Source organism: Curtobacterium sp. NPDC086286, from assembly GCF_044746255.1.
Classification (GTDB): domain Bacteria; phylum Actinomycetota; class Actinomycetes; order Actinomycetales; family Microbacteriaceae; genus Curtobacterium.
The window spans coordinates 115470-140567 of record NZ_JBIVBW010000002.1 but is presented as its reverse complement, the minus strand read 5'-3'; the positions used below and the strand labels follow the sequence as shown (position 1 = coordinate 140567).

The window sequence follows — 25098 nt, the reverse complement described above, 5'->3', positions numbered from 1 at the left end:
CGGACCGCAGCCTGTGCGCACTCGCAGCCCCGCGCCTCCCGTGCGTCCGTCGTCACCACACGGCGGACGGGAGGCGCGGCTCGTCGCCCAGCACCGCGTACGCCCCCATGGGCGGCACCGTCCGCCACCGGCGCCGCAGGCGGCGCGGCCGGTCGTCCCGCCACGCGATCACCCCGCCGGCGACGACCCCGAACGCGAGGACCGCGAAGGACAGCAGCCCGATCACGCCGACGACGGCGAGCTTCGACGGGTCCTGCACGTCCGTCGTCGCCGAGAGGCCGATCGACCCGAAGTTCCAGAACGCGTGCAGCAGCACCGGCAGGAGCAGGTTCCCGGTCAGCCGACGCGCGACGTAGAGCGTCGAACCGAACGACGCCGCGAACACGACCTGCACGAGCGTCACCCCGAGACCGGCCCCGGCGAGGGCGTTGAGCAGGTGCAGCACCCCGAACAGCGCGCACGACGCGATCCACACGCCGAACTCGGGCAGGCGCCGCCGGAGCCCCACGAGCAGGACGCCGCGGGTCATCAGCTCCTCGAAGACCCCGACGAGCAGCACCCCCACGGCGAGCAGCAGGAAGTAGCGGACCGGCAGCGCCGACCAGTCCACGAGCGGCAGCCGCACGATGCACACGACCACGATGAGGATCGGCGCCACCATCGTCCACCGCAGGCGCGTGCGCGTCGGGTCGACGGTCGCGATGCGCCACCAGCCGAGCCCGGTCACGACGAGGCAGAGTGCGACGGCGGCGATTCCCTCCGGGACGACGAGCGACCGGACGACGCTGTCCACCGTCTGCCCGAGGGTCGGGTAGTCGTCGCTCGGCCGGGCCCGCCAGGCGCTGACGGCCGCGAACACCACGAGCGGCGCGAGGCCGACGAGCAGCGACGGCGGAACGGGCCAGCGGCGGCGGGAGGGGGCGGCGACGGTCACCTGCCGTTTGTACCATTGGGGCATGCGCTTGCCCTCCCTGTCCACGATGGCGGAGGACTACGTGAAGCTCGTCTGGAAGGCGAGTGAGCGCGGCGGGACGGGTCTGGCCACCCGCGACATCGCCGCGGCGCTCAAGGTGTCCGCGTCGACGGTCTCGGGCAACCTTCGGAAGCTCGACCGCGACGGCCTCATCGAGCACACCCCGTACTACGGCGTCGTGCTCACCCCGCTCGGCCAGCAGGTCGCCGTGGCGATGGTCCGGCGGCACCGGCTGATCGAGACGTTCCTCGTGCAGCGGCTGGGGTACTCGTGGGACGAGGTCCACACCGAGGCCGAGGCGCTCGAGCACGCGGTGTCGGAGACCTTCCTCGACCGGGTCGACGCCGACCTCGGGCACCCGACGCACGACCCGCACGGCGACCCGATCCCCCGCGCGGACGGCACCGTGCCGGACTCCCCCGGGACCCTGCTCGGGGCGATCGAGCCCGGGGCATGCGGCACCGTCGACCGGGTGTCCGACGACGACCCCTCGCTGCTGCGGTACTTCGACGAGCTCGGGGTCGGGCTCGGGACGCACCTGCGGGTGGAGCAGGTGCGGGACTACGCGGGGGTGATCGCGGTGTCCCGGCGATCGTCGGACGGGTCGGAGTCCCTCGTGGACCTGCCCGCGGCGGCGGCGTCCGCGATCTGGCTCGCCCCCGACGCCGACTGACGCCCCGCGGCTCCCGTCGGCCGCGCCCGCCGCTCGCGGCCGCGCCGCTCACGTCCGCCGAGCGGGCACAACGTGCCGCCCGGCGACGCCGAGCGTGACGTTTTCTGCCCACTCGGCGCGCGGCCGACGGCATGTCGCGCCCGCTCGTGGGAACGCACCCACCGGACCGACGGGAGGCACGGCGCCAGCCCGCACCGCGCCTCCCGTCCCAGCGGGCGGAATCCACCGCCGCCCTCCGGGCACGACCCGCCGCTCACGTCCGCCGAGCGGGCACCACGCGCCGCCTGGCGGCGCCGAGCGTGACGCATCCCGCCCACTCGACGCACCCCCGCGCCGGCGCCGCACGCGCCCGCGCGTCAGCCGCGCAACACGGGGGACGACGCCCGGCGGAACGGCGCCGTCACCGTCGGCAGGATCTCCCGCCGGTTGATCCAGAACACCACGGCCGCCGCCACGAGGTGCACGATGCTGAGCACCCACCGCCCGTTCGTGTCCGTCACGAAGAACTGCACCGCGAACAGCGCCGCGAGCCCGATCGCCGACCACCGGTGGAACCGCAGCGCGATGATGATCGCCACGCCGAGCACGGTCTGCGACGCGGTCAGCATGAACTCCTCGACCTGCCGACCGTCGAGCGGCAGCCCGCCCGAGGTGCCACCGCCGAGCACGTGCGCGATCGGCAGCGACCCGACGAGCAGCGACCACTGGTTGACCTTCGACGCGATGAGCGTGCCGATCGCCGCCCCGCCCATCCCCCGCAGCGCGAAGAGCGCGGCGACGATGAACTCCGGCGCCTCCGTGGCGAGCGGCGCGAGCCACTGCACGAGGAAGTAGCTGTCGATCCCGAGCGCGCTGCCGGACTGCACGAGCGCGTCCGCGAACGGCTCCGCCGAGGACAGGATCACGGCCGCGGCGACGACGAACAGCGCCACGATCGTCCAGCGACGCCCACGCTGCGGCATCGAGGCGATGTTGCCCGCCATGCCGACCATCTCCTCCTCGTCGTCGGCGCCGTCCTCGACCTTCGACGCCCGCCAGAGGTACCAGACGAACGCGGCGAGCAGCACGAACCCGAACCACATCGGGATCGAGCCCATCAGCGGGATGAGGAACGCGACGAGGGCCAGGAGCGCCAGGAACCCGATGTCGAGTCGCGAGGAACGCTCGAGCTCGAGCACCCGGGTGGCCGAGGCGGGGAGCGACCCGGTCCGGACGAACCGGCGCGCCACGAGCAGCGAGATGATCACCACGAGGGGCCACCCGAACCCGAGCAGCAGCCGGTTCGAGCCGGTCATGTTGGCCGCGGCGAACTGCTCGTACGAGGGGTCGTACCCGGAGCGGAACGCGTAGTACAGGTCGACCGCGTACTCGGGGAGCACGGCGATCAGTGCGAGGATCGCGATCGCGAGGGCACCGGCGATGTCCTTCTGCGCGGCCTCGGCGGCCCAGGCGAGCAGGAACGAGGCGGCGACGACGGCACCGCCGAAGACGAGCAGGTCGACCACGGGGTTCGGCGCGAACCCGCCGATCCGGAAGACGACGGCGGGCAGGGCGATGGCGATGCAGATCGCGATGCGACCCCAGACGCTGGCGCCCATCCGGGACGCCACGATGCCGGGCGTCGAAGCGGGAGACAGGGTGTCGGTCATGGTGGTCCTCGTGGTCGAGCCATGACGCTGCACACACTCGAGCGGCTTCGGCCATGGCGGAACGGCCGAAGGTCTCGCTCGCCTCGAGGGCCACGTGCACCGGGCCGATCGTCGTGATGGCCAGTGTGTCGATGCACGCGCTGGGAGCTACTCCCCTTCGCCACCACCTTGGCGCGCTCCGATCCGCTCACGCAAGCCGATCCGGCCTGTTCGGCATCCCGAATCCCGGTGTTCCCCGACCCGCCCCGGAACGGCCTGGAGGCGCGTGGCGGCGCCGCACCGCGCCTCCCGTCCGTCCCCGGGTCGCGCCCACCGCGTTTCGTGCGCAGAAATGGTCGGGTCACCTCCGCCGACTCGACCGTTTCTGCTCACGAAACGACGCGCGGCGCGGCGCGCGGGGCGCCGCGCGGCGCGCGCTACCCCTTCGCGGAGCGGGTGCGGCCGAGCGCGACCTCGCGGCGGGCGCGCTCGACGGCGAGGGCACTCGCGGCGTCCGGGTCCCGGAGCAGGCGGTCGACCTCGGCCACGTGCGCACGGACGTCGTCCGCACCGCGCGCCGAGGCGTCGTCGAGGACCGGTCGCACGGCGTCCTCGCCGAGTGCGACCAGGGCGCGGGACAGACTGAGCCGGGTCTCCTGGTCGCCACGGCCGAGGTGCTCCGCGAGCGTCCGGGCGAGAGTGTCACGCTCGGCGTCCGGGACGAGTGCGGCCGCGGTGCGCCAGGCTGCTCGGAGGACCCCGACGTCGGAGTCCCGCAGCAGGGGCCGCACCGACGGCCAGACCGCGGGGTCACCGATCTTCGAGAGGGTGTGCAGCGCCTGGCTCCGGGCCTGCGGCAGCGGTCGGTCGAGCTCGGGCAGCACCCGACGGACGACCGCGTCGGCGGGGAGCCGGATGAGTGCCCACGTGAGCATGTCGCGGACGAAGAAGTCCGGCTCGACGGCGCACTGCTCCACCAGCACGTCGAGGTCCGCCGGGTCCGGGTGCGTCCCCGCTGCCATGACGGCGCGGAGGCGGACGGACGAGCGCGGGTCGGCGAGTGCGGTGGTGAGCGCGGACATGGCCCCATGCAAGCGCACCGTCCTGCGTGACGTCCGGAGACCGCCCGCCAAGGGTCGAGGCATAGCGTGGGCGGGTTCGTTCGACACGACCACGAAAGGATCCCCATGCCCCGCATCGGTACCAGTGACCTCACGGTGTTCCCCCTCGCCCTCGGCGGCAACGTCTTCGGTTGGACGGCCGACGAGCAGACCTCCCACCAGGTGCTCGACGCCTACACCGCGGCCGGCGGCGACTTCGTCGACACCGCGGACGTCTACTCCGCCTGGGCACCCGGGAACTCCGGCGGCGAGTCCGAGCAGGTCATCGGCTCGTGGTTCGCGAAGTCCGGCAAGCGCGACGACGTCGTCATCGCCACGAAGGTCTCCCAGCACCCGCAGTTCCAGGGCCTCTCCGCCGCGAACGTCGCCGCGGCCGCACGCGCGAGCCTCGAGCGCCTCGGCACCGACCGGATCGACCTGTACTACGCGCACTTCGACGACGAGTCGACCCCGCTCGAGGAGACCGTGCGCGCGTTCGACCAGCTCGTGCGCGACGGCCTCGTCCGGTACACGGCCATCTCGAACTACTCGAAGGAGCGGGCGGCGGAGTGGATCCGCATCGCGCGGGAGAACGACCTCGCACTGCCCGTCGCGATCCAGCCGCACTACAACCTGGTCACCCGCGAGCCGTACGAGTCGGACATCGCTCCCCTGGCCGCCACCGAGCACCTCGGCGTCGTGCCGTACTTCTCCCTCGCGGCGGGCTTCCTCACCGGCAAGTACCGCACGACGGAGGACTTCGCCGGCAAGGACCGCGAGGGCCAGGTCTCCGGCTACTTCAACGAGGCGGGACTCGCGGTGGTCGATGCGCTCGCCACGATCGCCCAGGACCGCGGCACCGAGGTCGCGACGGTCGCCCTCGCGTGGCTGCAGGCGCAGCCGGACGTCGTCGCGCCGATCGCCAGCGCACGCAACACCGAGCAGCTGCCGGCACTGCTGGCGTCGGCGGAGCTGGAGCTCAGCGCCGACGAGCTGCGAACCCTCTCCGACGTGTCGGGGAAGGTCTCGGCCGCGGCCTGACACCGGCGCGGTCGACCCGGGACGACATCGTCGACGTCGTACGACCTCGGTGATGTCGTCCCGCGTCCGTCCGGCCCGACCCCTCACGCGCTCGGCGCGACCGACCCCGTCATCGTGTCGCCCGACGACCGGGTGACGAAGCACGAGATGAACGTGTCCCCCTGGTCCCACGTCTCCTGGTCGGGCGCGTAGGAGCCCTGGACCTGCACGTCGCCGTACGCCGCCGCGGCCGAGGCGTTCAACGCCGCCGAGGTCTGGCACTGCTCGGCCGCCTGGGCCGCGAGCGCGTCCGGCCCGGGCCACTGGTTCGCCGAGACGGGCAGCCGCGCGGTGAGCTGTGCGACGTGCGGCGTCTGGCAGTCGACGACCGTGTAGGTCTGCGCCCACGCGTTCGTGAACGGCGACAGGCACTCCCCGCCGGCGAGGTCGGTCCACGCGTGCTCGCCCGGGGCCGCCGGCGTCGTCGCGAACTGCAGCGTCTCGAGCGAGGTCGATGCCGACGAAGGCTGCGACGCCGCGGCGGACGGCGTCTCCTTCGGGGTCGCCGCCGACGACGCCGAGGCCGCCGAGGTCGACGTCGGCGCCGGCGTGCGCTCCTCGATCGAGTTGCCGAGGATCCACCGCGTCAGCGCGAACACGGCGACGAGCAGCACGACGATGAGCGCGACCGAGCCCCAGATGAGCAGCCGCTTCCCGCGCTGTCCCTCGTTCCGGAGCTTGGCGAAGCCCTCGTTGATGAAGTTGTCGCGGTCGCCCCCGCCCGCGGACGCCGACGGCACCGGCGCCACGGGTGGCACGGGCGTGCGCTCGGGCGCGGGTGCGTGCGCCGGCGTGGCACCGACGGCCGGCATCATGCGCGTTCCGGTGTCGTGCGGGTCGTACCCGGTCCCACCGAGCTGCCCGACCGCCTCGGTCCCGAAGAGGTCCTTGATCGCACTCGTGTCGCTGGTCTCGCGACCGTCCCACTCGGACTGGTCGAGGTCGTCCGGCGCGGCGACCGGGAGCGGCTCCGGCTCGTGACCGCGGATACCCATCACGGCGTCGAGGTCCTGCCCGACCGCCGGAGGCAGGTGCGCGGGGTACGCGCTCGGCTCCGCCTCGGACGCGGCCGGTTCGACCAGCGGCGGGGCAGCCGTCGGCGGCACGGTGCCGTCCGGCTCGGCCCACCACGGGCCGCCGGCGACGGGCAGCGCCGTGGTCGGTTCGTCGGCCTGGAGGCGCGGCTCGTCCTCCGGCGCCGCCGTCGCGCCGTCGAGGTGCCCGGGCTCCACCGCCGCGGTCGGCTCGACGACGGGCGTCCCGCCGACCGGGATCGGCAGCGCACCCGCGACGACGTCGTCGTCCGAGTCGTCCGCCAGGCTCCACGAGCCGCCGGCCAGCGCCGTCGTGTCGAACGCGTTCGTGGTCAGGGTCGCCGGCACCTCGCCGGCCTCGTCGTCGCGGATCGCCCAGTCGAACGGGCGCTCCTGCCCGCCGGTGCCCTCGCCCTCGCCGTCGGCGATGCGGAGCAGCTCCGTGAAGCTCGGCGGTTCGTCGGTGGCCGGCAGGACGTTCTCCACGCCGACCGGCTGCGGCACGACGGGGAACGCGGGCGCAGCGGGCGCGTCGGCCGGCTGCGAGCCCGTGGCCCGACCGAGCCAGTCGACGTCCTCGCGCCCGGCGCCGAACGGGTCGGTGCGGCGCCGCTCCTCGTCGATCGCACGGTTCTCGGCCGCACGCTGGTCGCGGTGGGACTGGGCGGTCGGCAGGCTGATCGACGACGGGTGCGGTGCGGTCGACGACGGCGGGACCGGGGCCGCTGCGGGGATCCGGTCGGAGAGCGTGGCCCGCTCGGCCTCGGCGTCGGCCTGGGGGTTCTCGGACGGTGCCTCGAGCTGCTCGGGCATCGAGATCGCCTGCGTGGAGTCGTCCTCGGCGGACGACGCGGACGACGCGGACGATGCGGGCGACCCGGGCGACCCGGGGGTCACGGGCTCGTCGGACACCACCGGCTCGAACGGGTCCGGCAGGGGTGCGCCGGTCTCGCGCGCGGTCTTCTCCGCCTCGCGCCGCTCACGGCGCGAGGGCCAGTCGTCCGCGCCCCGCGGCGCACCGAAGATGTCGGCGGCACTGCGGAGACCGTGGAACGGAGCGTCCGGGGCGGAGTCGCGCCGTGCCTCCAGTCCGTCGTCCCCGTCTGCGGGACCGGCGGTCTGGTCGGGCTCGTGCGCGTCGTCCGGACGCTCCTCGGTCACGCGCTCAGCCCCAGATCAGCCAGCCCGATGGCCGCGAAGTACGGGTACCCGGCAGCCTCGATCTTCTCCTTCGCGCCGGTGTCGCGGTCGACGACGACGGCCACGGCGGCGATGATCGCGCCCTCGCGCTCGAGTGCCTCGGCGGCCTTGAGCGGCGAGCCGCCCGTCGTCGAGGTGTCCTCGAGCACGATCACGCGCTTGCCGGCGAGGTCCGGCCCCTCGACCTGCTTGCCGCGGCCGTGGTCCTTCGGCTCCTTGCGCACGACGAACGCGTCGTAGGCGAGTCCGCGGGCGGCGGCCTGGTGCAGCACGGCGCTCGCGATGGGGTCGGCGCCCATGGTCAGTCCGCCCACGGCGGCGACGTCCGGTACCTGGCCGATGAGGTCGGTCATCACCTGACCGATGAGCGGGGCGACACGGTGGTCCAGGCTCACCTTGCGGAGGTCGATGTAGTACGTCGCCTTCTTCCCGCTGGTGAGGGTGAAGTCTCCGTGGAACACCGCTTCGTCCGTGATGAACTGGATGAGCTGGTCGCGCGCGTCGGTCACAGCCCACAAGGGTAGCCGGTCGTCCCCGCAGCGCGCTGCCCCGTGTGGGTGGGGTGCGCTGCGAGCCACGCTCGGTACGCTCCGGTCATGTCCTCCGACGCGCGCCCGGTCAGCGAGGTCGTGCGTCCGACGGGCGGCTCGCGGTGGCGCGCGCGACGGCTCGCGGTCGGCCAGGAGGCGCTGGGCGCCCTGGTCGCGCTGGCCCTGGCCGTCATCGCCCTGCGCCACGTCGTCGCGACCTCCAGGGTCGCCCTGCTCTGGTACGACGGGGACTCGGTGCTGCTGCCGCTCGTCGAACGGTCGATGCAGCTCGGGCAGCCGTTCGAGTGGGCGATGTCCCCGGCGCTGTTCTTCTTCCCGGAGCTGCCGGTCTACCTCCTCTGCTCCGTCGTGACGGCCACGCCGCAGCAGGCGCTCGCGCTGAACGGCGTCCTCGTGCTGCTCGCCGTGTACGCGCTCGTGCGGGCCGCGGCGAACGAGCTCATGCCGGCGGCCCGGCGGTCGGCCCGGATCGCGGTGTCCGCGGTCGCCCTCGGGTTCGTGACACTGCTGGTGCTCACCGAGTCGTCGGCCACCGCGACCTCGTTGGAGCTCGCGTCCCTGCTCCTCACGACGACGTACTACTACGGCGCGGTGCTGGCGATGCTCGGCACCGCGGTGCTCGTGCTCCGTGCGGTGCGGCTCGGGCGGGCGTCCGTCACGGTCCTCGTCGTGCTCGGCCTCGTCGCCGCGTGCACGACGGCGTCGAACCCGCTGTACGTCCCGTGGTCGGCCGCCCCGGTCGTCGTGACCCTCGTGCTCCTGGCACTCGCCCGCCGGCTCCCGTGGCGTCCGGTCGGGCTGCTCGCTGCGTTGCTCACCCTCGGGTCCGTCGTCGGGTACCTGCTGCGGATCCCGCTGCGGCCGTTCGTGTCCCTCGACCCGTCGACCTACGTCCAGCCGTCGCGGGCCGGCGAGACGCTCGGGTTCTTCGCCGCGCTCACCGACGACCGCGCGGGGTCGGCGGCGGGCGACGCGGGGCTGCTCCTGCTGCTCGTGGGGGTGCTCCTGTCGGTCGGCGGCACCGTCTGGGCGTGGCGGGTCCGGACCTCGCGGACCGTCCTCGTCGCCCCAGCGCTCGCGCTCGTCACCGTCGTGGCGGTGTCGGTCGGGGTCGTCGTCGCGGGTTCGGAGACCCCGCGGTACCTCGAGCCGATCGTCACGGCGCCGCTGCTCGCCCTGGTCGCGGTCGCCGAGCTCGCCCGCACCGCCGTCCGCCGGACCCAGGTGCACCGGCCGCGACGCGGCATCCGGGCCGTGCTCGCCCTCGCGGCCGCCGGGGTGCTGCTCGCCGGGATCGCCACCGCACCGAGCACCGCCCGCGCGGTCGCACAGGCGCGGTACGACCCGGCGGCCTGCCTCGACCGCTGGGCCGACGGGCGGGACGTCGTCGGGGTCGGGCAGTTCTGGACGGTCCGCCCGCTCGCAACGTACGCGTCCACGAACGTGCAGCTGCTGCAGGTGCGCGACACGTTCGCGACCTACCCCTGGCTCGTCGACCTGGGGGCGTACCGCGACGCCGCGCCGACCTTCGTGGTGATCGGGTCCGGCGACGTCTGGACGACCGCCGTCGAGGACTCCCTCGGCCCGCCCGCGACGATCACGCACTGCACGGGATTCGACGTGTACGACTACGCCGGCACGTCGGGCGCCGCCGTCCTGCAGCGGGACGTCGTCGACAGTGCCGATGCCGTCCGACGGGAACGCGGCTTCTGAACGCCCGCCCTGCGAAGTTGTCCACAGCCGCGCGGCGACGGCCGATCGTGCCTGAACGGATGTATAGGCTCGTGCCCGTGACTCGTCCCACCAGCCACTCCCGTCCTCGTGCCGCCGTCCGACTCCGTCTCGCCGCCACCGGCCTCGCGCTCGCGGGCCTCGTCGGCACGGTGGTGTTCGACGCGCCGGTGGCGAGCGCGGCGACCTACCCCTCGTGGGACGAGGTCATGGCCGCGCGCGGGCAAGAGTCCGACAAGCAGGACCAGATCACCGAGATCCGCGGCATCATCTCCGGGCTGTCGAGCAAGGTGAAGGCGGCCGAGGCCGAGGCCGAGCGCCTCGGCACCGAGTTCTTCGATGCGCAGAGCGAAGCGCAGGACGCCGCCGAGAAGGAACAGCGGCTCCGCGCCGACGCCGACGACCACGCCGAGGTCGCCGAGCAGAGCGCCGCCCAGGCGGGGCAGTTCGCCGCCCAGATGGCCCGGTCCGGCGGCGCCGACGTCACCGCGTCCGTGATCTCCGGCGGCCAGGACGCCAGCGACCTCCTCTACAACCTCGGTGCGCTCAGCAAGCTCTCCGAGCAGGCCGAACGCGTCGAGGCCGCAGCCACCGCCGACGCCGCCGTCGCCCGGTCCCTCACCGCCCAGGCCGACCGTGCGTCCGAGGCGCTCGACGACCTCGCTGCCGAGGCCGAGCGCCGCATGCAGGCCTCCCAGGCCGCGGCGGACAAGGTGCAGGCCGCCTACGACGAACAGCAGACCAACAAGGCACGGCTCGACGCCCAGCTCGCGACGCTGACCTCCGGCCGGGTCCGGACCGAGGCCGAGTTCGCCAAGGGCGAGGCCGTGCGCAAGGCGGCGGAGGAGAAGGCCGCGCGCGAGGCGTACCTCCGGGCCATCGCCGCCCAGAACGCCGCGAACGCGGCCAACGCCGGCAGCGGCGGCGGGGGTGGCGGTACCGGCAGCAGCGGCTCGGGTTCCAGCGGTTCGCCGGGGTCCGGCTCGGGGACCGGGTGGGTCCGTCCGGCCAGCGGGTACGTGATCAGCCCCTACGGGTACCGCGTGCACCCGATCTACGGCACCGTGATCAAGCACGACGGCGCCGACCTCGCGAGCGGGTGCTCGACGCCCATCGTCGCGGCGGCCGCCGGCACGGTCGACTACGCCGGCTGGTACGGCGGGTACGGCAACTACGTGCGGATCAGCCACGGCGGCGGGGTCCAGACGGCCTACGGGCACATCGTGAACGGCGGGTTCCGGGTCAGCCCCGGCCAGCAGGTGTCGGCCGGGCAGCTGATCGCGCTCGTCGGCTCCACCGGCAACTCGACCGGCTGCCACACGCACTTCGAGGTCCACGTGAACGGCGCCACCGTCGACCCGGTGCCGTTCATGCAGGCGCGGGGCGTGGCCTTCTAGCCGTCCCGTCGGGCATCCGGTCCGGCGCTCGTCCCGTCGGCGGTCTCCGTGCCGGACGCGGTCTCGATGCCGGACGCGGTCTCCGTGCCGGACGCGGTCTCGATGCCGTCGTCGTCCAGGTTCCACAGCGCCCGGTACCAGGCCGTCCGCTCCTCGTCGACGGGCAGCCCGTACGCCTCGTGGAAGAGTCCGTCCCACCCGGGGCCGTAGTTCCACCCGAGCGCCATCGTCGCCACGCCCAGGTCCGCCCAGCGGTCCGCGATGCCGAGCGCGTCGAGGTCGACGTGCCCGGCGAACCGGCCGTCCGCGCCGATCAGGGTGTTCGGCGTGCACGGGTCGCCGTGGCACACCACCACGCGGTCCACGGGCGGCTCCGGACCGAGCGCCTCGGGGTCGGCGCCGGCAGCGCGGGCCCGTCCGGCCCGCTGCACGGTGGACCACTCGAACGGGCAGTCGAGCACGGGCAGAGTGTCGTGCAGCGCCCGCAGTCCCTCGCCGGCCGCGATCACGGCCGTGCGCGGTTCGTCGTGCCACCGGGGGTCGACCGCGCTCCACCCCGGCAGCGCGCGGGTGCGGAGCCAGGCCCCCTCGTCGTCGACCCCGTGGTCGAGGAGCTCCGGGACCCGCGCGTACCGGGAGGCCCAGGTCAGGCGTGCGGCCTCGCCGACGATCCACGGCGCGTAGGCGTGCGGGAGCACCTTGACGTACTCCTCGGCCAGGCCGTCCGCACCGATGCGGAACGTCCGGCCACCGATCTCGTTGACCCACACGGCCTGCACCGGACGACCCCGTGCGATGCCACGGACGACCGCGGGCACCGCGACGGCACCCCGCGCACGGGACAGTCCGTCGATCGAGCGCGGCATGCCGACCTCAGTGCACCCGGTCCGTGCGGCCGGAGCCCGCGCCACCCCGGGCGATCTCGAGCAGGACCGGCAGACGGTCCCCGAGCAGGGCGTCCAGGTCGGCGACGATGTCCTCCACCCCTGTCGTGATGTCGCGCGGCGAGGCTCCGCGCCGGGGTCGGACGCGGATCCGGATCGCCCGGCTGCCCCGGACCCGGAACACGTCGACCGCGAGCGAGCCCACCTGCGGCATGGCACCGATCGCCGACGACAGCGCGTGCTGCACCGCGGCGGCGTCGATCCGGACCGAACCGGCGACCCCGCCGGCGGACCCGTCGTCCTCGACCACGGTGCCGACCCGACCGCCACCGAGCGTCGACAGCACCACGATCGCCAGGACCCCGAGCACCACCGCACCGCCGAGGACCCAGGTCCACGCCGTCACCGAGGTCTCGCGCGGGGCATCCGCGCCCAGGGCGTCGAGCACGCCGGCACGCTCGTGCCACGCCGTGGCCGCCCACGGCAGCGTCTGGACGAGGATCGCCCCGACGCCGAGCACGAGCAGCGCGAGTCCGACCAGCACGAGCGCCGTCCGTCCGACGACGCGGTTCGTCGCGTTCATCCGTCCACCCGTCCGGTCGGCTGCACGCGGACCCGCGCGGTGACGCCGGGCTGCGCGTCGATCGCGGCGAACTCCGCGGTCACGGCGTCGGTCGCGGCGACCGCGGGGACGTCGGCCCCCGCGGGCGGGCGGAGCACGACGTCGACCGTCCGACGGCCGACGGTGCCGACGGCCGCGTCAGGACCGAGCCGGGTGGCCGACCGTGCGGCCCGCGCGGCGGCCGATGCGAGCACCTCGTCGTCGACGACCACGGCGAGCCGCGACGACGACATCGCGTGCCGGGGCCGACGCTGCGGCAGGAGGCCCTGCGCGAGGAACACGAGACCGACCAGGGCGACGATCGCCGCGATGCCGACCACGACGGTCGCGTCGAGCCCGCGGGGCGCCCGGGCGGCGGCGTCCACGACCGCACGGGGATCGACACCGAGCGCACGCTGGTCGAGGAACACGAGTGCGGCGGCGAACACGGCGGCCGCGGCGAGCACGAGGGTGACGAGCATCGCGACGACGACCGCTCCCGACCGCGAGGCGTTCGTCTCACGGCGGACGATCCGGCGGTACACCCGGTCGTGGGTCGGGCCGGCCGGGAGGGAACGCTCGGTCACCGGACCCTCCTCGGGGTGTCGACGACGGACGACGAGAACGTCACGGTCACCCGTTCGATCTGTCGGCCGGTGATGGTGCGGAGCCGCTCGGCGATCGTGCCGCGGGCGCGGTGCGCCGAGGTGGTGACGGGTTCGTCGGGGACCGCGTGGCTCCCCAGCACGGGGACGGCGAGCGGTGCGGTGATCTCGACCGCCAGCCCACCGCGGCCGTCGTCGGCGACCCGGGCACGTGCCTCCTGGAACGGCACCCGGAGCGCCTCCGCAGCGACCGCCTGCGCGGTGTGCACGAGGGCTGCCGAACCGATCCGGTCGGAGCCGGGGACCCGTCCGCCGCTGCCGGGACCGGCGACGGCGGGCGTACTCACGACGAGCTCCGGCGTCCGCGCAGCACGTCGAGGAGCCGGCGCACGTCGACGTCGCCGGTGACGATGCGGGCGACGATCCCGCCCACGAGCATGCAGAAGGCGACCACGACGAACGCCCAGGCGCCGAGCGTCACGGCGACGATCGCGAGCAGTGCGCCGACGCCCATGCCGACGACGGTGGCGTTCACCGGACGCGGCCCTCGGCGTCGTCGACGACACCGTTGAGGGCGGGGATGTTCACGTCGTTGATGGCGATGTTGACCTCGGTGACCTCGAGCCCGACGAGCTCGGTGACCGCGGTCGTGACGGCCGCGCGCACCGCGGTGGCGACGTCCATCATCGGCGTCGGGTAGTCCACGACGATCGTCAGGTCGACCGCGACCTGCGTCTCGCCGACCTCGACGCGGACGCCCTGGCCGAGCGCGCTCGAGCCGATCGCGTCACGGATCGCGCCGAACGCCCGGGCCGCGTTGCCGCCGAGCGCGAAGACGCCGGGGACGTCCCGGGCGGCGATGCCGGCGACCTTCGCGACGACCGTGTCGTCGATGATCGTCCGGCCCTTGGTGGTGACCTGCGTCGTCGTGGTGCCGGTCGTCGCGGTCCCGTCGACGCGGTTCGTCGTCGATGCCATGAGTGCCTCCGATGCAGTCTCGTCCTGGTGTCCAGCGAACACCATCGTGCCGTGCTCCGCCCGGGAGCACGGCCCGGCGCGCGGAGCCCCGCAGGGCCGGGGCGAGGAGCCCCGCCGGGCCGGCGCACGGTAGGTTCGGACCCATGCGCGTGGCGACCTGGAACGTGAACTCCGTCCGCACCCGAGTGGGTCGGATCGTCGACTGGCTGGTGCGCGAGGACGTCGACGTCCTCGGCATGCAGGAGATCAAGTGCAAGCCGGAGCAGTTCCCGGTCGAGGCGTTCGAGGCCGCTGGGTACCAGGTCGAGGCGCACGGCCTGAACCAGTGGAACGGGGTGGCCTTCGCCAGCCGACTCCCGCTCGAGGACGTCACCCGCGACTTCCCCGGCCAGCCCGGGTTCCTCAAGGGGCACGAGGGCCCCGACCTCCCGGTGGAGGCCCGCGCCCTCGGTGTCACGGTCGACGGCGTCCGCCTGTGGAGCCTCTACGTGCCGAACGGGCGCGAGGTCGGCGACCCGCACTACACGTACAAGCTCGACTGGCTCGGGCAGTTGGCCGACCGCACCTCGGAGTGGCTCACCGCGCACCCCGAGCAGCCGCTCGCGCTGATGGGCGACTGGAACGTGGCGCCGCTCGACTCCGACGTGTGGGACGTCTCGGTCTTCGAGGGGCACACGCACGTCACCGAGCCCGAACGCGCGGCCTTCCGGGAGTTCGAGGCGCGTGGGCTGCAGGACGTCGTCCGCCCGATCGTGCCGGACGGCTACACCTACTGGGACTACAAGCAGCTGCGGTTCCCCCGCAACGAGGGCATGCGCATCGACTTCATCATGGGCTCGCAGACGTTCTCGGACGTCGTGACGGACGCCCGCATCCACCGCGACGAGCGGAAGGGCGACGCGCCGAGCGACCACGTCCCGGTGTCGGTCGACCTCGACCTCGAGACCTCGCTCGACGACGACCGGCCGATGATCTTCTGACGCCTTCTGTTACTCCCCGCGTCCGCCCTCGTTGAGCGGGGCGGACCCAGCGACGTACGTTGCCTGCACCGAACCCCTTCGAGAGCAGGTGAAGCCATGTCCCGCACGACCCCGTCGACGATCCTTCCGATCCAGCGCGTCATGGCCGACGCCACGCCCCGCGCCTGGAGGGACGGCATCGTCGTCGAGACACGCCCCGCCGACGTGGTGGTCGCGTTCCTCGACGGCGGCGTGACGCAGCTGCGGGTGGCGGACGCCGACACGCTCGTGTCGGTCGGCGACCCGGTCGCCCACCACCCGGCCGCGGAGATCCTCATCGCCGGCGGTCGGAAGACCACCGCGCGCACCGCGTGACGCGTCAGGCGGTCATCGAGGCCATCATCGCCTCGCACTTCGCGACCATCTCGTCGCACGCCATCGCGCAGTAGCGGCACGACTCGTCCATGTCCGCGTGGCTGCGGCACTCGGCGGCACACGCCGTGCCCATCGCGACGCAGGCCGTGAGCATCGCGCGCATGCTGTCGGCGTCCATGCCCATCGGACGCATCATCATCCGCATGCCGGTGTCGGCCATCATCGCCGTGTTCGAGCACATCGCGGCACACGTGGCCATGTCGGCACCCATCTGCATGTCGCTCGCGGAGCACATCGTCGCGGCCATCGACGCGGCGTTCATCGCCATCATCGTGTCCTGCATGAGCTCAGCGTCCATCGCCACGGGCATCTCGCTCGTGGACATGGTCTTCATCATCGCCATGGTGTCCATCGGGGACCTCCTCTTCCGTTCGGTGGCGCCCACGGTACGCGCCGCCCCGATGCGTGACGCGGCTACGGGTGCAGGAGCGCGGCGACCGCGACCAGCACCGGCACGGAACCGATCGTCGAGATGAGCACCACGTCCCGCGCGACCGGCACCGCCGCCCCGTACCGCTGCGCGTAGTTGAACACGTTCTGCGCTGCCGGCAGCGCCCCGAGGGTCGTGAGCACGAAGACGTCCTGGTCCCCCAGCCCGAACACGAACCGGGCGAACACGAACGCCACGGCCGGCATCACGACGAGCTTGATCGCCGACGCGACGATGACGTCCGTCCGGATCGCCGGGTCGCGGAGCGGGGTCGCCCCGTGCAGGCTCATCCCGAACGACAGCAGGACCACGGGCACGGCGGCCGCGCCGACCAGCGAGAACGGCTCGAGCACGGGCGTCGGCAGGTCGATGCCCGTCGCCGAGAAGACCAGGCCCACGAGCGAGGCGATGATGATCGGGTTCCGGAACGGCCCCGAGACCCGGCGCCACCAGCTCCCGCCCGCCGAGGTCGCGGTGTCCAGGATCGTCAGCGCGATCGGCGCGAGCACGATGAGCTGCAGCAGGATGACCGGCACGACCGCGGTGGCCTGGCCGAGGACGTAGACGGCGACCGGCAGCCCGATGTTGTTCGCGTTGACGTAGCTCGCGGCGAGCGCCCCGACCGTCGTGGTCGCGAGCGGCCGGCGCAGGACGACCCGGAAGACCACGCCGGCACCGATGGCCACCACGACCGCGCTGAGCAGGGACACCCACAGCATCGGCGACAGCAGGACGTGGATGTCCGCCGTGGCGATCGTGTGGAAGAGCAGGCAGGGCATGAGCACGAAGAACGCGAGCCGGCTCATCACGAACTGGGCGTGCTGGCCGAGCAGTCCGATGCGTCCGACGACGTACCCGGCGGCGATGATCGCGCCGATGATCGCGAACCCGGTCAACACGCCACCCATCGGCTCCATCCTTGCACCATGTGACGTTGCTCAGGCCGGAAATGCGAACGCATCGAATACCGTTGTGCCCACCATGACCTCGACGAACTCCAGCACGCTCACGCGTTCGACCGACTCCAGCCAGCCCCTCGTCCCCCTGCTCGAGGAGCGGTGGAGCCCCCGTTCCTACGACGAGACCGCGACGATCGACGACGCGGCGTACGACGCGGTCCTCGAAGCCGCTCGCTGGGCCCCGTCGGCCATGAACTTCCAGCCGCGCCGCTTCATCGCCGGCCGCCGTGGCACCGAGACGTTCCGGAAGATCAACGAGAACCTGCTCGGCTTCAACGCCGCCTGGGCCTTCCGCGCCAGCGCCCTGGTCGTCGGTGTGCTCGAGACCGTGACCGAGGACGGCGACGAGCGTCCCTTCGCCCAGTACGACCTCGGCCAGTCCCTCGCGGCCCTGACCGTCCAGGCGCACGCCGAGGGCCTGCACGTGCACCAGATGGCGGGCATCGACGCCGAGGGCCTTCGTGCCGCGTTCGACCTGCCGGAGCGGTTCCTGCCCTACACGGTCACCGCGATCGGCACCGTGGCGGACCCGTCGCAGCTCGACGACAAGGCCGCCGAGCGCGAGGTCGCCCCGCGCACCCGTCTCCCCCTCGACGAGGTCGTGCTCGTCAAGGAGTAGTCCTGCACCACCGCACGCGGCCGCATCCCCACCGGGGTGCGGCCGCTGCCGTGTGCGGCGAGGCGTAGCATGTACTGACATGCAGCACGACGCGAACACCCCCGGCCCCGAGATGAACTTCTACACCCGCAAGTGGGTCCGTCCGGAGGACCTCAACGCCAACGGCACCCTGTTCGGCGGCAGCCTCCTCCGCTGGATCGACGAGGAAGCCGCCGTCTACGCGATCATCCAGCTCGGCAACGGCAAGGTCGTCACGAAGTACATGTCCGAGATCGTGTTCGTGTCGTCCGCGCGCGAGGGCGACATCGTCGAGATCGGTCTCGTCGCCACCCGCTTCGGCCGCACCTCGCTGACGATGCGGGCCGAGGCACGGAACCTCTTCACGCACCGCAGCATCCTCACCATCGACGAGGTCGTGTTCGTCAACCTCGACGAGGACGGCTCCCCGGCGCCGCACGGCTACACCGACATCACGTACGACCGCGACCGGGTGCCCGCCACGCACCGCGCGTGACACCGCAGACATCACGCAGCGCCGTCCGGGCAGGACATCGCACCCGGCATGTGATCGGGGGCCTCTGGCAGGATCGGGGCATGACCACGCCCCGCCTCGTCGCCTTCGACCTGGACGACACCCTCGCCCCCTCGAAGTCCGCGCTCGACCCCCGGATGCTCGAGACCTTCGCGTCCCTGCTCGAGGTCGTGCCGGTCGCGGTGATCTCCGGCGGCAACTTCCAGCAGTTCGAGCAGCAGCTGGTCGCACCCCTGCGGCGTCGCGACGGGCTCGTGCTCGACGACCTGCACCTCCTGCCGACCTGCGGCACCGCCTACTACCGGTGGACCGGCGACGACTGGGCGCTCCAGTACGCCGAAGACCTCACCGACGAGCAGAAGGCGCGCGCCCTGGCCGCGGTCGAGGCCGAGGCAAAGGCCGCCGGCTTCTGGGAGTCCGAGACGTGGGGGCCCATCCTCGAGGACCGCGGTTCCCAGATCACGTTCTCCGCGCTCGGCCAGTCCGCTCCGGTCGACGTGAAGAAGCAGTGGGACCCGACGGGCGCGAAGAAGGACGAGCTCCGTCGGCGCGTCCAGGCCGAGCTGCCCGACCTCGAGGTCCGTTCCGGTGGCTCGACGAGCGTCGACATCACCCGCAAGGGCATCGACAAGGCGTACGGCATGCAGCGCCTGGCCGAGATCACGAGCGTCGCGCTCGACGACATGCTGTTCGTCGGCGACCGCCTCGACCCCGAGGGCAACGACTACCCGGTGAAGGCCCTCGGCGTCCCCTGCCACGCGGTCGAGGGCTGGGAGGACACCGACGCGTTCCTCACGGAGCTGATCCCCACCCTGCGCTGACGCGCCGACGGACGGGAGGCGCGGCGAACCACTCAGGGGATGCTGCGGACCGCCTCGACGAACGCCCGGATCTTCGCCTCGTCCTTCACGCCGCGCTCGGACTCGACACCGCTCGACACGTCCACGCCGTCCGGGTCGAGCGACTCGATCGCCGCGACCACGTTGGCCGGCGTCAGCCCGCCCGCGAGGATCCATGCTTCGTCGACCTTCCCCGTGATCGAGGCGGGGTCGATGAGCCGCCCACTGCCCGGCACCGCGGCGTCGAGCAGGAGCAGGTCGTGGTCGTACGACGCGCGCTGTTCCGGCGTCTCGGCCAGGTAGTCCTCGGCCGCGACCGCCCGGATCGTGAAGAACCCGGCGTCGCGGGCGCGCGCGAAGTCCGTGGCCGACTCGCCGCCGTGCAGCTGCAGCGTGGTGAGCCCCACGGCCGAGGCGATGCCGACCACCTCGTCGATCTCCTGGTCTCGGAAGACCCCGACCGCGTCGATGCCGTCCGGCACCCGCTCGACGAGCTCCTTCGCGAGGTCCGCCGTCACGGTCCGGGGGCTGCCGGCGGCGAAGACGAACCCGACCGCGTCCGCACCCGCGTCGATGGCGGCGTCCACGGTCGCAGGGGTCGACAGTCCGCAGATCTTGATCCATCGCTGGTCGGTCATGCCGTCCATCCTGCCAGGGACCCCGGAGGTGCGGAGCGGCCGCCGGTACGGGGTGCGCGGCGGCCGTGCGACCGGCCTAGTGCAGGGTGCCGGCGACGTAGGACGCCCCGCAGGCGACCAGGACGCCGAAGGCCGCGAACGACCCGACGAGCACGTTGCGCCGCCGCCAGCGCCGCACGGTGACGAACGTCCCACGCTTGGCGTGCCGGTGCGCGGCGCGGTGCAGGCGGTGGTCGCGCTTGTGCTTCACGCGCTGCGGTCCCAGCGGCACCGGACCGGTGATCTGGGCCGAACCACCGCGGAGGGCGTTCGCGATCGCCACCGCGGTCGGGCGGCGGTCGGGGTTGCGCGCGGTCATCTTCGCGAGGAGGTCCCGCCACTCCGGCGCGATGCCGTCCGGGATCTCGGGGTCGTGGCGGAGCCGTGCGAGTGCCGCCTCGATGAGGGTGCCGGAGTACTCCTGCTTGCCGGTGAGGGCCTCGAGCAGAACCAGTCCGAGCGAGTAGACGTCGGTGGCGAAGCCGATCGGTTCCCCGGCGACCTGCTCGGGGCTGAGGTACGCGGCCGTGCCGATGATCGTGCCGTCGTTCGTCAGGCGCGAGCCGTCGACGAAGTGGGCGACGCCGAAGTCGGTGAGCTTCACGGTGCGCGCGAAGCCCGACGAGCCCTCGTCGCTGATGAGGATGTTCGCTGGCTTGACGTCGCGGTGGACGATGCCGCGCGAGTGCACGTACGCCAGCGCGTCGGCCAGCTGGGCCCCGAGGTCGGCCACCTCGTAGTTGTGCAGGGCGCCCCCGGCGAGCCGGCGCAGGAGCGTCGTGTCCGCGATGAGCTCCATCACGATGTACCGGTGCGGACCGTCCTCGAAGTCGTGGGTGCCGGCGTCGTACAACGGGATGAGCCCCGGGTGCGACAGCATGCTGAGCAGCCGGATCTCGCGCTCCTGGCGGACCCGGTCGGCCGTGGTCATCGACTCGGGCGTGGCGAAGAGCTTCACGGCGACGGCACGGTAGGTGTGCTCGTCACGTGCTTCGTAGACGGATCCCATGCCGCCCGTGCCGATGAGCTTCACGAGGCGGTAGCGGCCCGAGAGGACCGTTTCCGACCGTGTGTCGTTCAGCAGGGTCATGGCTGATGTCGTTCCGTCCGGAGCCGGTGTTCCGTGGCAGTTGCCAACGTGGTGACTCACCCACTACGGTACGCGGCCGCCCCGTGATCCGCGCGGACGTTATGACATCGTGATCGGCCCACTTCCCTGTGTTCATGCGGATGCATCGGGGTACAGTCCGACGTCCGAACAGGTGAGCGATCACGCAAGGAGGACACCATGGCGCTGTCGAAGGGCGACACCGTGCACTGGAACACGTCGCAGGGGAAGACGACCGGCACGCTCGTGCAGAAGCGGGTCTCGGACTTCGAGTTCGACGGCCAGTCGTTCAAGCCGAGCGACGACGACCCGTACTGGATCGTCGAGTCGGAGAAGTCCGGCAAGCGCGCCGCCCACAAGGAGTCGGCGCTGACGAAGGCGTGAGCGCTCAGTCGCCGGCGGGCTCGGCGCGACGACGGCCTCGGGCAGCCACTGCGCCGTGCTCGGTGCGCTGGTTCCGCTCGGCCCGGATGCGTCGGACCCGTCGGACGACGAACGTCACCACGACGACGGCGATCGCCACGTAGAGGACCCGGTCGATCCACTCGGTGTACTGCTCGACCTTGTCGTACTGGGTCCCGAAGGCCGCTCCGAGCAGCACCAGGGCGCTGTTCCAGATCCCGCTCGCGATGATCGTGAACACCGAGAACGTCCCGAGGTGCATCCGGTCCGCTCCGGCCGGCAGCGAGATGAGGCTGCGGACGATCGGCACGAACCGGCCGAAGAAGACCGCGCTCTTGCCGTGCCGGTGGAACCAGTCCGCCGCCTTGCGGAAGTCGTCCTCGTCGACGAGGGGCAGCTTGCCGAGCCAGCGCGTCGTCCGCTCGAAGCCGATGACGGCGCCGAGCCAGTACAGCACCAGTGCGCCGAGGTAGGAGCCGAGGGTCGCGAGCAGCAGGACGAGCACGAGGTTCATCCGGCCGGCACCCGCCAGGAACCCGGCCAACGGCAGGATCACCTCGGACGGGATCGGCGGGAAGACCGTCTCGACGAAGAGCATCAGCGCGACGCCCCACTCCCCCAGGGCGTCGATGAGCTGCAGCACGAGGCCGGACAACCCGCCCATCTCGGGGTCCGCGGCGGAGTCGCCGGCGGCGACGGTCATGGTGTGGGCAGGCGCAGCCACGGCAGTCGTCATCCCCCGATGGTGCCTGAGTGCCCTGTCAGGACCCGGCACGCAGCCTGGACGTCAGCCGAGTCCCATGTGCGTCGTCCGGACGTGGGTCAGGGAACGGGCGAGGGCGCCGCGGGCCACGGCGTCGCGGCCGACCGTCGACGGGACGATCTCGACGGGGTGGCGGAGCTGCGGCGTGACGATCTCGGTCAGGGCCTCGCAGAACACCGGGGCCGCGGGCAGGACCTCGCCCCCGACGACGACCACCTCGGGGTCGATCGTCGCGATGAGCTGCACGACCCCGGGCGCGACGTCCGCGGCGAGCGCCCGCACGGCCGCGGCGGCGTCCGGGTCGCCTTGCCCGGCCGACGCCATGACGGACTCGACGTCCGTACCGGGGGCGATCCGCGCCTCCAGTCGGGCGGGTGCGCCGGGCCAGCCGGTCGATGCCAGGCCGCCCATCTCGCCGGCCGCCCCGCGCGCACCGCGCGCGAGGGACCCGTCGACCAGGTAGGCCGCGCCGATCTGGCGACCCATCACCAGGTACAGGCCGTCCTGCACGCCGCGGAAGCGTCCCCACATCGCCTCGGCGGTGGCGGCGAGCTTGGCGTCGTTGTCGAAGAACGTGGTGGCCGTGGGGAACAGGTCGCCGATCCGGCCGGGGACCCGTCGCTCGACCCACTGCGGGACCGCGACGGTGTAGTCGATCTCGCCGGAACGGTCCACGACGGCCGGGACCCCGAAGGTGGCGGCGAGGAGCCGCGACGGGTCGGTGCCCTCGACCAGACGACGGACGACGTCCTGCACGCTCTCCCACGCCTGCTCGGCGGAGGCGAGGTCGGTGTAGACCTCCTCGACCCGGGCGAGCTGCCGACCGCGGAGGTCCGAGCGGAGCCCCACGATGCCGTGCAGCCCGAGGTCGACCCCGAGCACCGATCCGGCCCCGGCGTCCGCGCGGAACCGCTTCGCGCGGCGACCCGCCTTGTTCGGCGTGGCGATCGCCTCGGCCTCGGTGACCCACCCCTCGTCGACGAGGTCGGCCAGCGCCGCCTCGACCGTGGGGCGCGACAGGCCCACGGTCTGCCCGAGCTCGGTGACGGTGTGCGAGCCGTCGTCACGGAAGAGCTCCGCGAGGAGCGCACGCGAGTTGATGAGTCGGAGCATCCCCGGTGTGCTGCCGACGACACCGTTCGGAAGCGTTGACACGGTCTCGTCCACGGCCATAGCCTCCATATTACGAAAGATCATTGAGGAATGGTGGACTCCGACATGCTCATCCCACGGCCGCGCCGCACCGAACCGGGTGCCGGCGCCTTCGCGATCACCCCGTCGACCCGCATCGCCGCAGACGCCGCGAGCGAGTCGGTCCGACTGTACCTGCAGCAGACCCTGCGGGGGTCGACCGGGCTGCCGGTGCGCGACGCCGACGACGCGGCCGGGGTCGACACCGCGCGCACGGACGTGATCGCACTCCGTGTCGCCGACGACGACACGCTCCCCACCGGACCGGCCGGTGACCGCTCCGAGTCGTTCCGGCTGCGGGTCACGGCCGACCGGGTCGAGATCACCGGCGGGGGCCCGGCGGGCGTCTTCTACGGCGTCCAGGCGCTCCTGCAGTCGCTGCCGGCCGACGTCTACCGCCGGGGCCGGGTCGGCACCGGCCCGTGGACGGTCCCGGCGGTCACCGTCGAGGACGCCCCGGCGTTCGCCTGGCGCGGCGTCATGCTCGACGTCGCCCGGCACTTCCGCACCAAGCACGAGGTCATGCGGGTGATCGACCAGCTCGCCGCGCACCGGCTCAACCGACTGCACTTCCACCTCACCGAGGACCAGGGATGGCGCATCGAGATCCGGAAGTACCCGCGCCTGACCGAGGTCGGCTCGTGGCGGAAGGAATCGCAGGTCGGGGCGCACGTGCCGGACGCCGACGGGGTGCTGCACCCGGCGGCGTTCGACGGTCGTCCGCACGGCGGCTACTACACGCAGGACGACATCCGCGAGATCGTCGCCTACGCGGCCGACCGGTTCGTCACCGTCGTCCCCGAGATCGAGACGCCGGGGCACGTCCGCGCCGCCCTCGCCGCCTACCCGTCGCTCGGCGTCTCGGGCGAGCCGATCGACGTGTGGACGGAGTGGGGCATCGCCGAGGACGTCCTCAACGCCGAGGAGTCCACGATCGCCTTCTTCCAGGACGTCCTCGACGAGGTCATCGCCCTGTTCCCCTCGGAGTACATCGGCGTCGGCGGCGACGAGTGCCCCAAGGTCCAGTGGGAGGACGACCCCCGCACGCAGGAACGCATCCGCGAGCTCGGCCTCGACGACGAGGAGCAGCTGCAGGCGTGGATCATCGGTCGGCTCGCCTCCCACGTCGAGTCGCACGGGCGGCGGGCGTTCGGGTGGGACGAGATCCTCGAGGGCGGCACGCTCTCGAAGTCCGCGACCGTGCTCTCGTGGCGCGGGCTCACCGGCGCCCGGACCGCGGCGAAGCGGGGCCACGACGTGATCTCCGCCCCGGACGACCAGGTGTACCTCGACTACCGGCAGAGCGACCTCGAGACCGAGCCCATCCCGGTGTCGATCGTCCTGTCCGTCGACGACGTGTTCGCCTTCGACCCGGTGCCGGCGGACCTCACCGACGCCGAGCGCGCCCACGTGATCGGCGGCCAGGGCAACATGTGGACCGAGCACGTGGACACCGCCCGCAAGCTCGACTACCAGCTCTTCCCGCGGGTCGCCGCCCTCGCCGAGGCGCTCTGGTCGGCCGACGTCACCGGGCCCCGAGACGTCGCCGAGTTCCGGGGGCGGCTCGCCGAGCACCTCGCTCGGCTCGAGGCGATGGGGATCGAGTACCGGCACGACGCCGGGCCGTTCCCGTGGGAGCAGCGGCCGGGGGTGCCGGGGCGGCCGCACTCGCGCGAGGAGCGTGCGGCCTACATCGACGCCGTCACCGCGAACATCGCGGACTGAGGCCCGGCCGCCCGCCCGCGCAGG

The 25098-nt window shown here is 72.9% G+C and carries 28 protein-coding genes; 11 read left to right on the top strand and 17 right to left on the bottom strand.

Features of this window, described 5'->3' with window-relative positions; all coding sequences use genetic code 11:
• Positions 1-52: 52 nt before the first annotated feature.
• Positions 53-934 carry a lysostaphin resistance A-like protein gene (locus ACIPKM_RS04105; RefSeq protein WP_402736224.1) on the bottom strand — a complete coding sequence of 294 codons (882 nt, stop codon included), beginning with the start codon at positions 932-934 and terminating at the stop codon, positions 53-55.
• Between the two features lie 22 nt (positions 935-956).
• Between ACIPKM_RS04105 and ACIPKM_RS04100 the strand changes: the two genes are divergently transcribed.
• Positions 957-1646: a metal-dependent transcriptional regulator gene (locus ACIPKM_RS04100; protein ID WP_071294437.1), complete on the top strand. Its 690-nt coding sequence runs from the start codon at positions 957-959 to the stop codon at positions 1644-1646.
• Between the two features lie 356 nt (positions 1647-2002).
• On the opposite strand, the gene ACIPKM_RS04095 is transcribed toward ACIPKM_RS04100, so the two are convergent.
• On the bottom strand, positions 2003-3295 hold the full coding sequence (locus ACIPKM_RS04095) for a sodium:proton exchanger (protein WP_402736223.1): 1293 nt from the start codon (positions 3293-3295) through the stop codon (positions 2003-2005).
• 416 nt (positions 3296-3711) lie between these two features.
• The gene (locus ACIPKM_RS04090) at positions 3712-4356 is read right to left on the bottom strand and encodes a HEAT repeat domain-containing protein (RefSeq protein ID WP_402736222.1); all 645 of its coding nucleotides are present in this window, start codon (positions 4354-4356) and stop codon (positions 3712-3714) included.
• A gap of 105 nt (positions 4357-4461) precedes the next feature.
• On the opposite strand from ACIPKM_RS04090, the gene ACIPKM_RS04085 reads away from it, so the two are divergent.
• Positions 4462-5415, top strand: a complete 954-nt coding sequence (locus tag ACIPKM_RS04085; RefSeq protein WP_402736221.1) for an aldo/keto reductase — start codon at positions 4462-4464, stop codon at positions 5413-5415.
• Between the two features lie 83 nt (positions 5416-5498).
• Here the strand turns inward: ACIPKM_RS04085 and ACIPKM_RS04080 are convergent, their stop codons facing one another.
• Together ACIPKM_RS04080 and pyrE are read right to left on the bottom strand one after the other, a co-directional pair.
• Entirely contained in the window at positions 5499-7649 is a 2151-nt protein-coding gene (locus ACIPKM_RS04080) for a septum formation family protein (RefSeq protein WP_402736220.1), read from the bottom strand.
• Positions 7646-8197 (bottom strand): orotate phosphoribosyltransferase, encoded by a 552-nt coding sequence (gene pyrE, locus ACIPKM_RS04075; RefSeq protein ID WP_022905654.1) that lies wholly within the window; start codon positions 8195-8197, stop codon positions 7646-7648. Before pyrE ends, ACIPKM_RS04080 begins: the two co-directional genes overlap by 4 nt.
• 87 nt (positions 8198-8284) lie before the next feature.
• On the opposite strand from pyrE, the gene ACIPKM_RS04070 reads away from it, so the two are divergent.
• Together ACIPKM_RS04070 and ACIPKM_RS04065 are read left to right on the top strand one after the other, a co-directional pair.
• On the top strand, positions 8285-9952 hold the full coding sequence (locus ACIPKM_RS04070) for a hypothetical protein (RefSeq protein ID WP_402736219.1): 1668 nt from the start codon (positions 8285-8287) through the stop codon (positions 9950-9952).
• A gap of 77 nt (positions 9953-10029) precedes the next feature.
• A complete protein-coding gene (locus ACIPKM_RS04065) occupies positions 10030-11367 on the top strand; it encodes a M23 family metallopeptidase (protein ID WP_139201829.1) in 1338 nt (445 codons plus the stop codon).
• Here ACIPKM_RS04065 and ACIPKM_RS04060 read toward each other — a convergent pair.
• Genes ACIPKM_RS04060 through ACIPKM_RS04035 form a run of 6 tightly spaced genes read right to left on the bottom strand, consistent with a single transcriptional unit; the run spans position 11364 to position 14435 of the window.
• Complete coding sequence (locus ACIPKM_RS04060) at positions 11364-12233, bottom strand: phosphotransferase (protein ID WP_402736218.1); 870 nt, start codon at positions 12231-12233, stop codon at positions 11364-11366. The two genes, ACIPKM_RS04065 and ACIPKM_RS04060, sit on opposite strands and share 4 nt — an antisense overlap.
• A gap of 7 nt (positions 12234-12240) precedes the next feature.
• Positions 12241-12834, bottom strand: a complete 594-nt coding sequence (locus tag ACIPKM_RS04055; protein ID WP_402736217.1) for a hypothetical protein — start codon at positions 12832-12834, stop codon at positions 12241-12243.
• Positions 12831-13439 (bottom strand): hypothetical protein, encoded by a 609-nt coding sequence (locus ACIPKM_RS04050; RefSeq protein ID WP_092384648.1) that lies wholly within the window; start codon positions 13437-13439, stop codon positions 12831-12833. The genes ACIPKM_RS04055 and ACIPKM_RS04050 overlap by 4 nt, the downstream gene beginning before the upstream one ends.
• On the bottom strand, positions 13436-13804 hold the full coding sequence (locus ACIPKM_RS04045; RefSeq protein WP_402736216.1) for a hypothetical protein: 369 nt from the start codon (positions 13802-13804) through the stop codon (positions 13436-13438). Before ACIPKM_RS04045 ends, ACIPKM_RS04050 begins: the two co-directional genes overlap by 4 nt.
• Positions 13801-13992, bottom strand: coding sequence for a hypothetical protein (locus tag ACIPKM_RS04040; protein WP_402736215.1), 192 nt, complete (start codon positions 13990-13992; stop codon positions 13801-13803). The genes ACIPKM_RS04045 and ACIPKM_RS04040 overlap by 4 nt, the downstream gene beginning before the upstream one ends.
• On the bottom strand, positions 13989-14435 hold the full coding sequence (locus tag ACIPKM_RS04035) for an Asp23/Gls24 family envelope stress response protein (protein WP_336697999.1): 447 nt from the start codon (positions 14433-14435) through the stop codon (positions 13989-13991). Before ACIPKM_RS04035 ends, ACIPKM_RS04040 begins: the two co-directional genes overlap by 4 nt.
• Positions 14436-14578: 143 nt before the next feature.
• Between ACIPKM_RS04035 and ACIPKM_RS04030 the strand changes: the two genes are divergently transcribed.
• Positions 14579-15415: an exodeoxyribonuclease III gene (locus tag ACIPKM_RS04030; RefSeq protein ID WP_402736214.1), complete on the top strand. Its 837-nt coding sequence runs from the start codon at positions 14579-14581 to the stop codon at positions 15413-15415.
• A gap of 96 nt (positions 15416-15511) precedes the next feature.
• Entirely contained in the window at positions 15512-15769 is a 258-nt protein-coding gene (locus ACIPKM_RS04025; RefSeq protein WP_071303455.1) for a hypothetical protein, read from the top strand.
• 4 nt (positions 15770-15773) lie between these two features.
• Here the strand turns inward: ACIPKM_RS04025 and ACIPKM_RS04020 are convergent, their stop codons facing one another.
• Both ACIPKM_RS04020 and ACIPKM_RS04015 read right to left on the bottom strand, forming a co-directional pair.
• A complete protein-coding gene (locus ACIPKM_RS04020; RefSeq protein WP_071294427.1) occupies positions 15774-16181 on the bottom strand; it encodes an aldehyde dehydrogenase in 408 nt (135 codons plus the stop codon).
• A gap of 62 nt (positions 16182-16243) precedes the next feature.
• Positions 16244-17167, bottom strand: a complete 924-nt coding sequence (locus ACIPKM_RS04015; RefSeq protein ID WP_071294426.1) for an AEC family transporter — start codon at positions 17165-17167, stop codon at positions 16244-16246.
• 73 nt (positions 17168-17240) lie between these two features.
• Between ACIPKM_RS04015 and ACIPKM_RS04010 the strand changes: the two genes are divergently transcribed.
• The 3 genes from ACIPKM_RS04010 (at position 17241) to ACIPKM_RS04000 (ending at position 19190) form a co-directional block, all read left to right on the top strand.
• Positions 17241-17837, top strand: a complete 597-nt coding sequence (locus tag ACIPKM_RS04010) for a nitroreductase family protein (protein ID WP_070417061.1) — start codon at positions 17241-17243, stop codon at positions 17835-17837.
• A 79-nt stretch (positions 17838-17916) separates the two neighbouring features.
• Positions 17917-18351 carry an acyl-CoA thioesterase gene (locus tag ACIPKM_RS04005; protein WP_083295084.1) on the top strand — a complete coding sequence of 145 codons (435 nt, stop codon included), beginning with the start codon at positions 17917-17919 and terminating at the stop codon, positions 18349-18351.
• Positions 18352-18431: 80 nt separating this feature from the next.
• On the top strand, positions 18432-19190 hold the full coding sequence (locus ACIPKM_RS04000) for an HAD-IIB family hydrolase (protein ID WP_071294424.1): 759 nt from the start codon (positions 18432-18434) through the stop codon (positions 19188-19190).
• Positions 19191-19222: 32 nt separating this feature from the next.
• On the opposite strand, the gene ACIPKM_RS03995 is transcribed toward ACIPKM_RS04000, so the two are convergent.
• Entirely contained in the window at positions 19223-19846 is a 624-nt protein-coding gene (locus ACIPKM_RS03995; RefSeq protein WP_070417063.1) for a phosphoribosylanthranilate isomerase, read from the bottom strand.
• Between the two features lie 76 nt (positions 19847-19922).
• Entirely contained in the window at positions 19923-20975 is a 1053-nt protein-coding gene (locus ACIPKM_RS03990; RefSeq protein ID WP_071294423.1) for a serine/threonine-protein kinase, read from the bottom strand.
• Between the two features lie 198 nt (positions 20976-21173).
• On the opposite strand from ACIPKM_RS03990, the gene ACIPKM_RS03985 reads away from it, so the two are divergent.
• Complete coding sequence (locus ACIPKM_RS03985; protein WP_070417065.1) at positions 21174-21377, top strand: DUF2945 domain-containing protein; 204 nt, start codon at positions 21174-21176, stop codon at positions 21375-21377.
• Positions 21378-21381: 4 nt separating this feature from the next.
• Here the strand turns inward: ACIPKM_RS03985 and ACIPKM_RS03980 are convergent, their stop codons facing one another.
• A complete protein-coding gene (locus ACIPKM_RS03980; RefSeq protein WP_254789382.1) occupies positions 21382-22131 on the bottom strand; it encodes a DedA family protein in 750 nt (249 codons plus the stop codon).
• A gap of 51 nt (positions 22132-22182) precedes the next feature.
• Positions 22183-23325, bottom strand: coding sequence for an ROK family transcriptional regulator (locus ACIPKM_RS03975; RefSeq protein ID WP_217637336.1), 1143 nt, complete (start codon positions 23323-23325; stop codon positions 22183-22185).
• 36 nt (positions 23326-23361) lie between these two features.
• Between ACIPKM_RS03975 and ACIPKM_RS03970 the strand changes: the two genes are divergently transcribed.
• The gene (locus ACIPKM_RS03970) at positions 23362-25074 is read left to right on the top strand and encodes a beta-N-acetylhexosaminidase (RefSeq protein ID WP_402736213.1); all 1713 of its coding nucleotides are present in this window, start codon (positions 23362-23364) and stop codon (positions 25072-25074) included.
• The last annotated feature ends 24 nt before the right edge of the window (positions 25075-25098 follow it).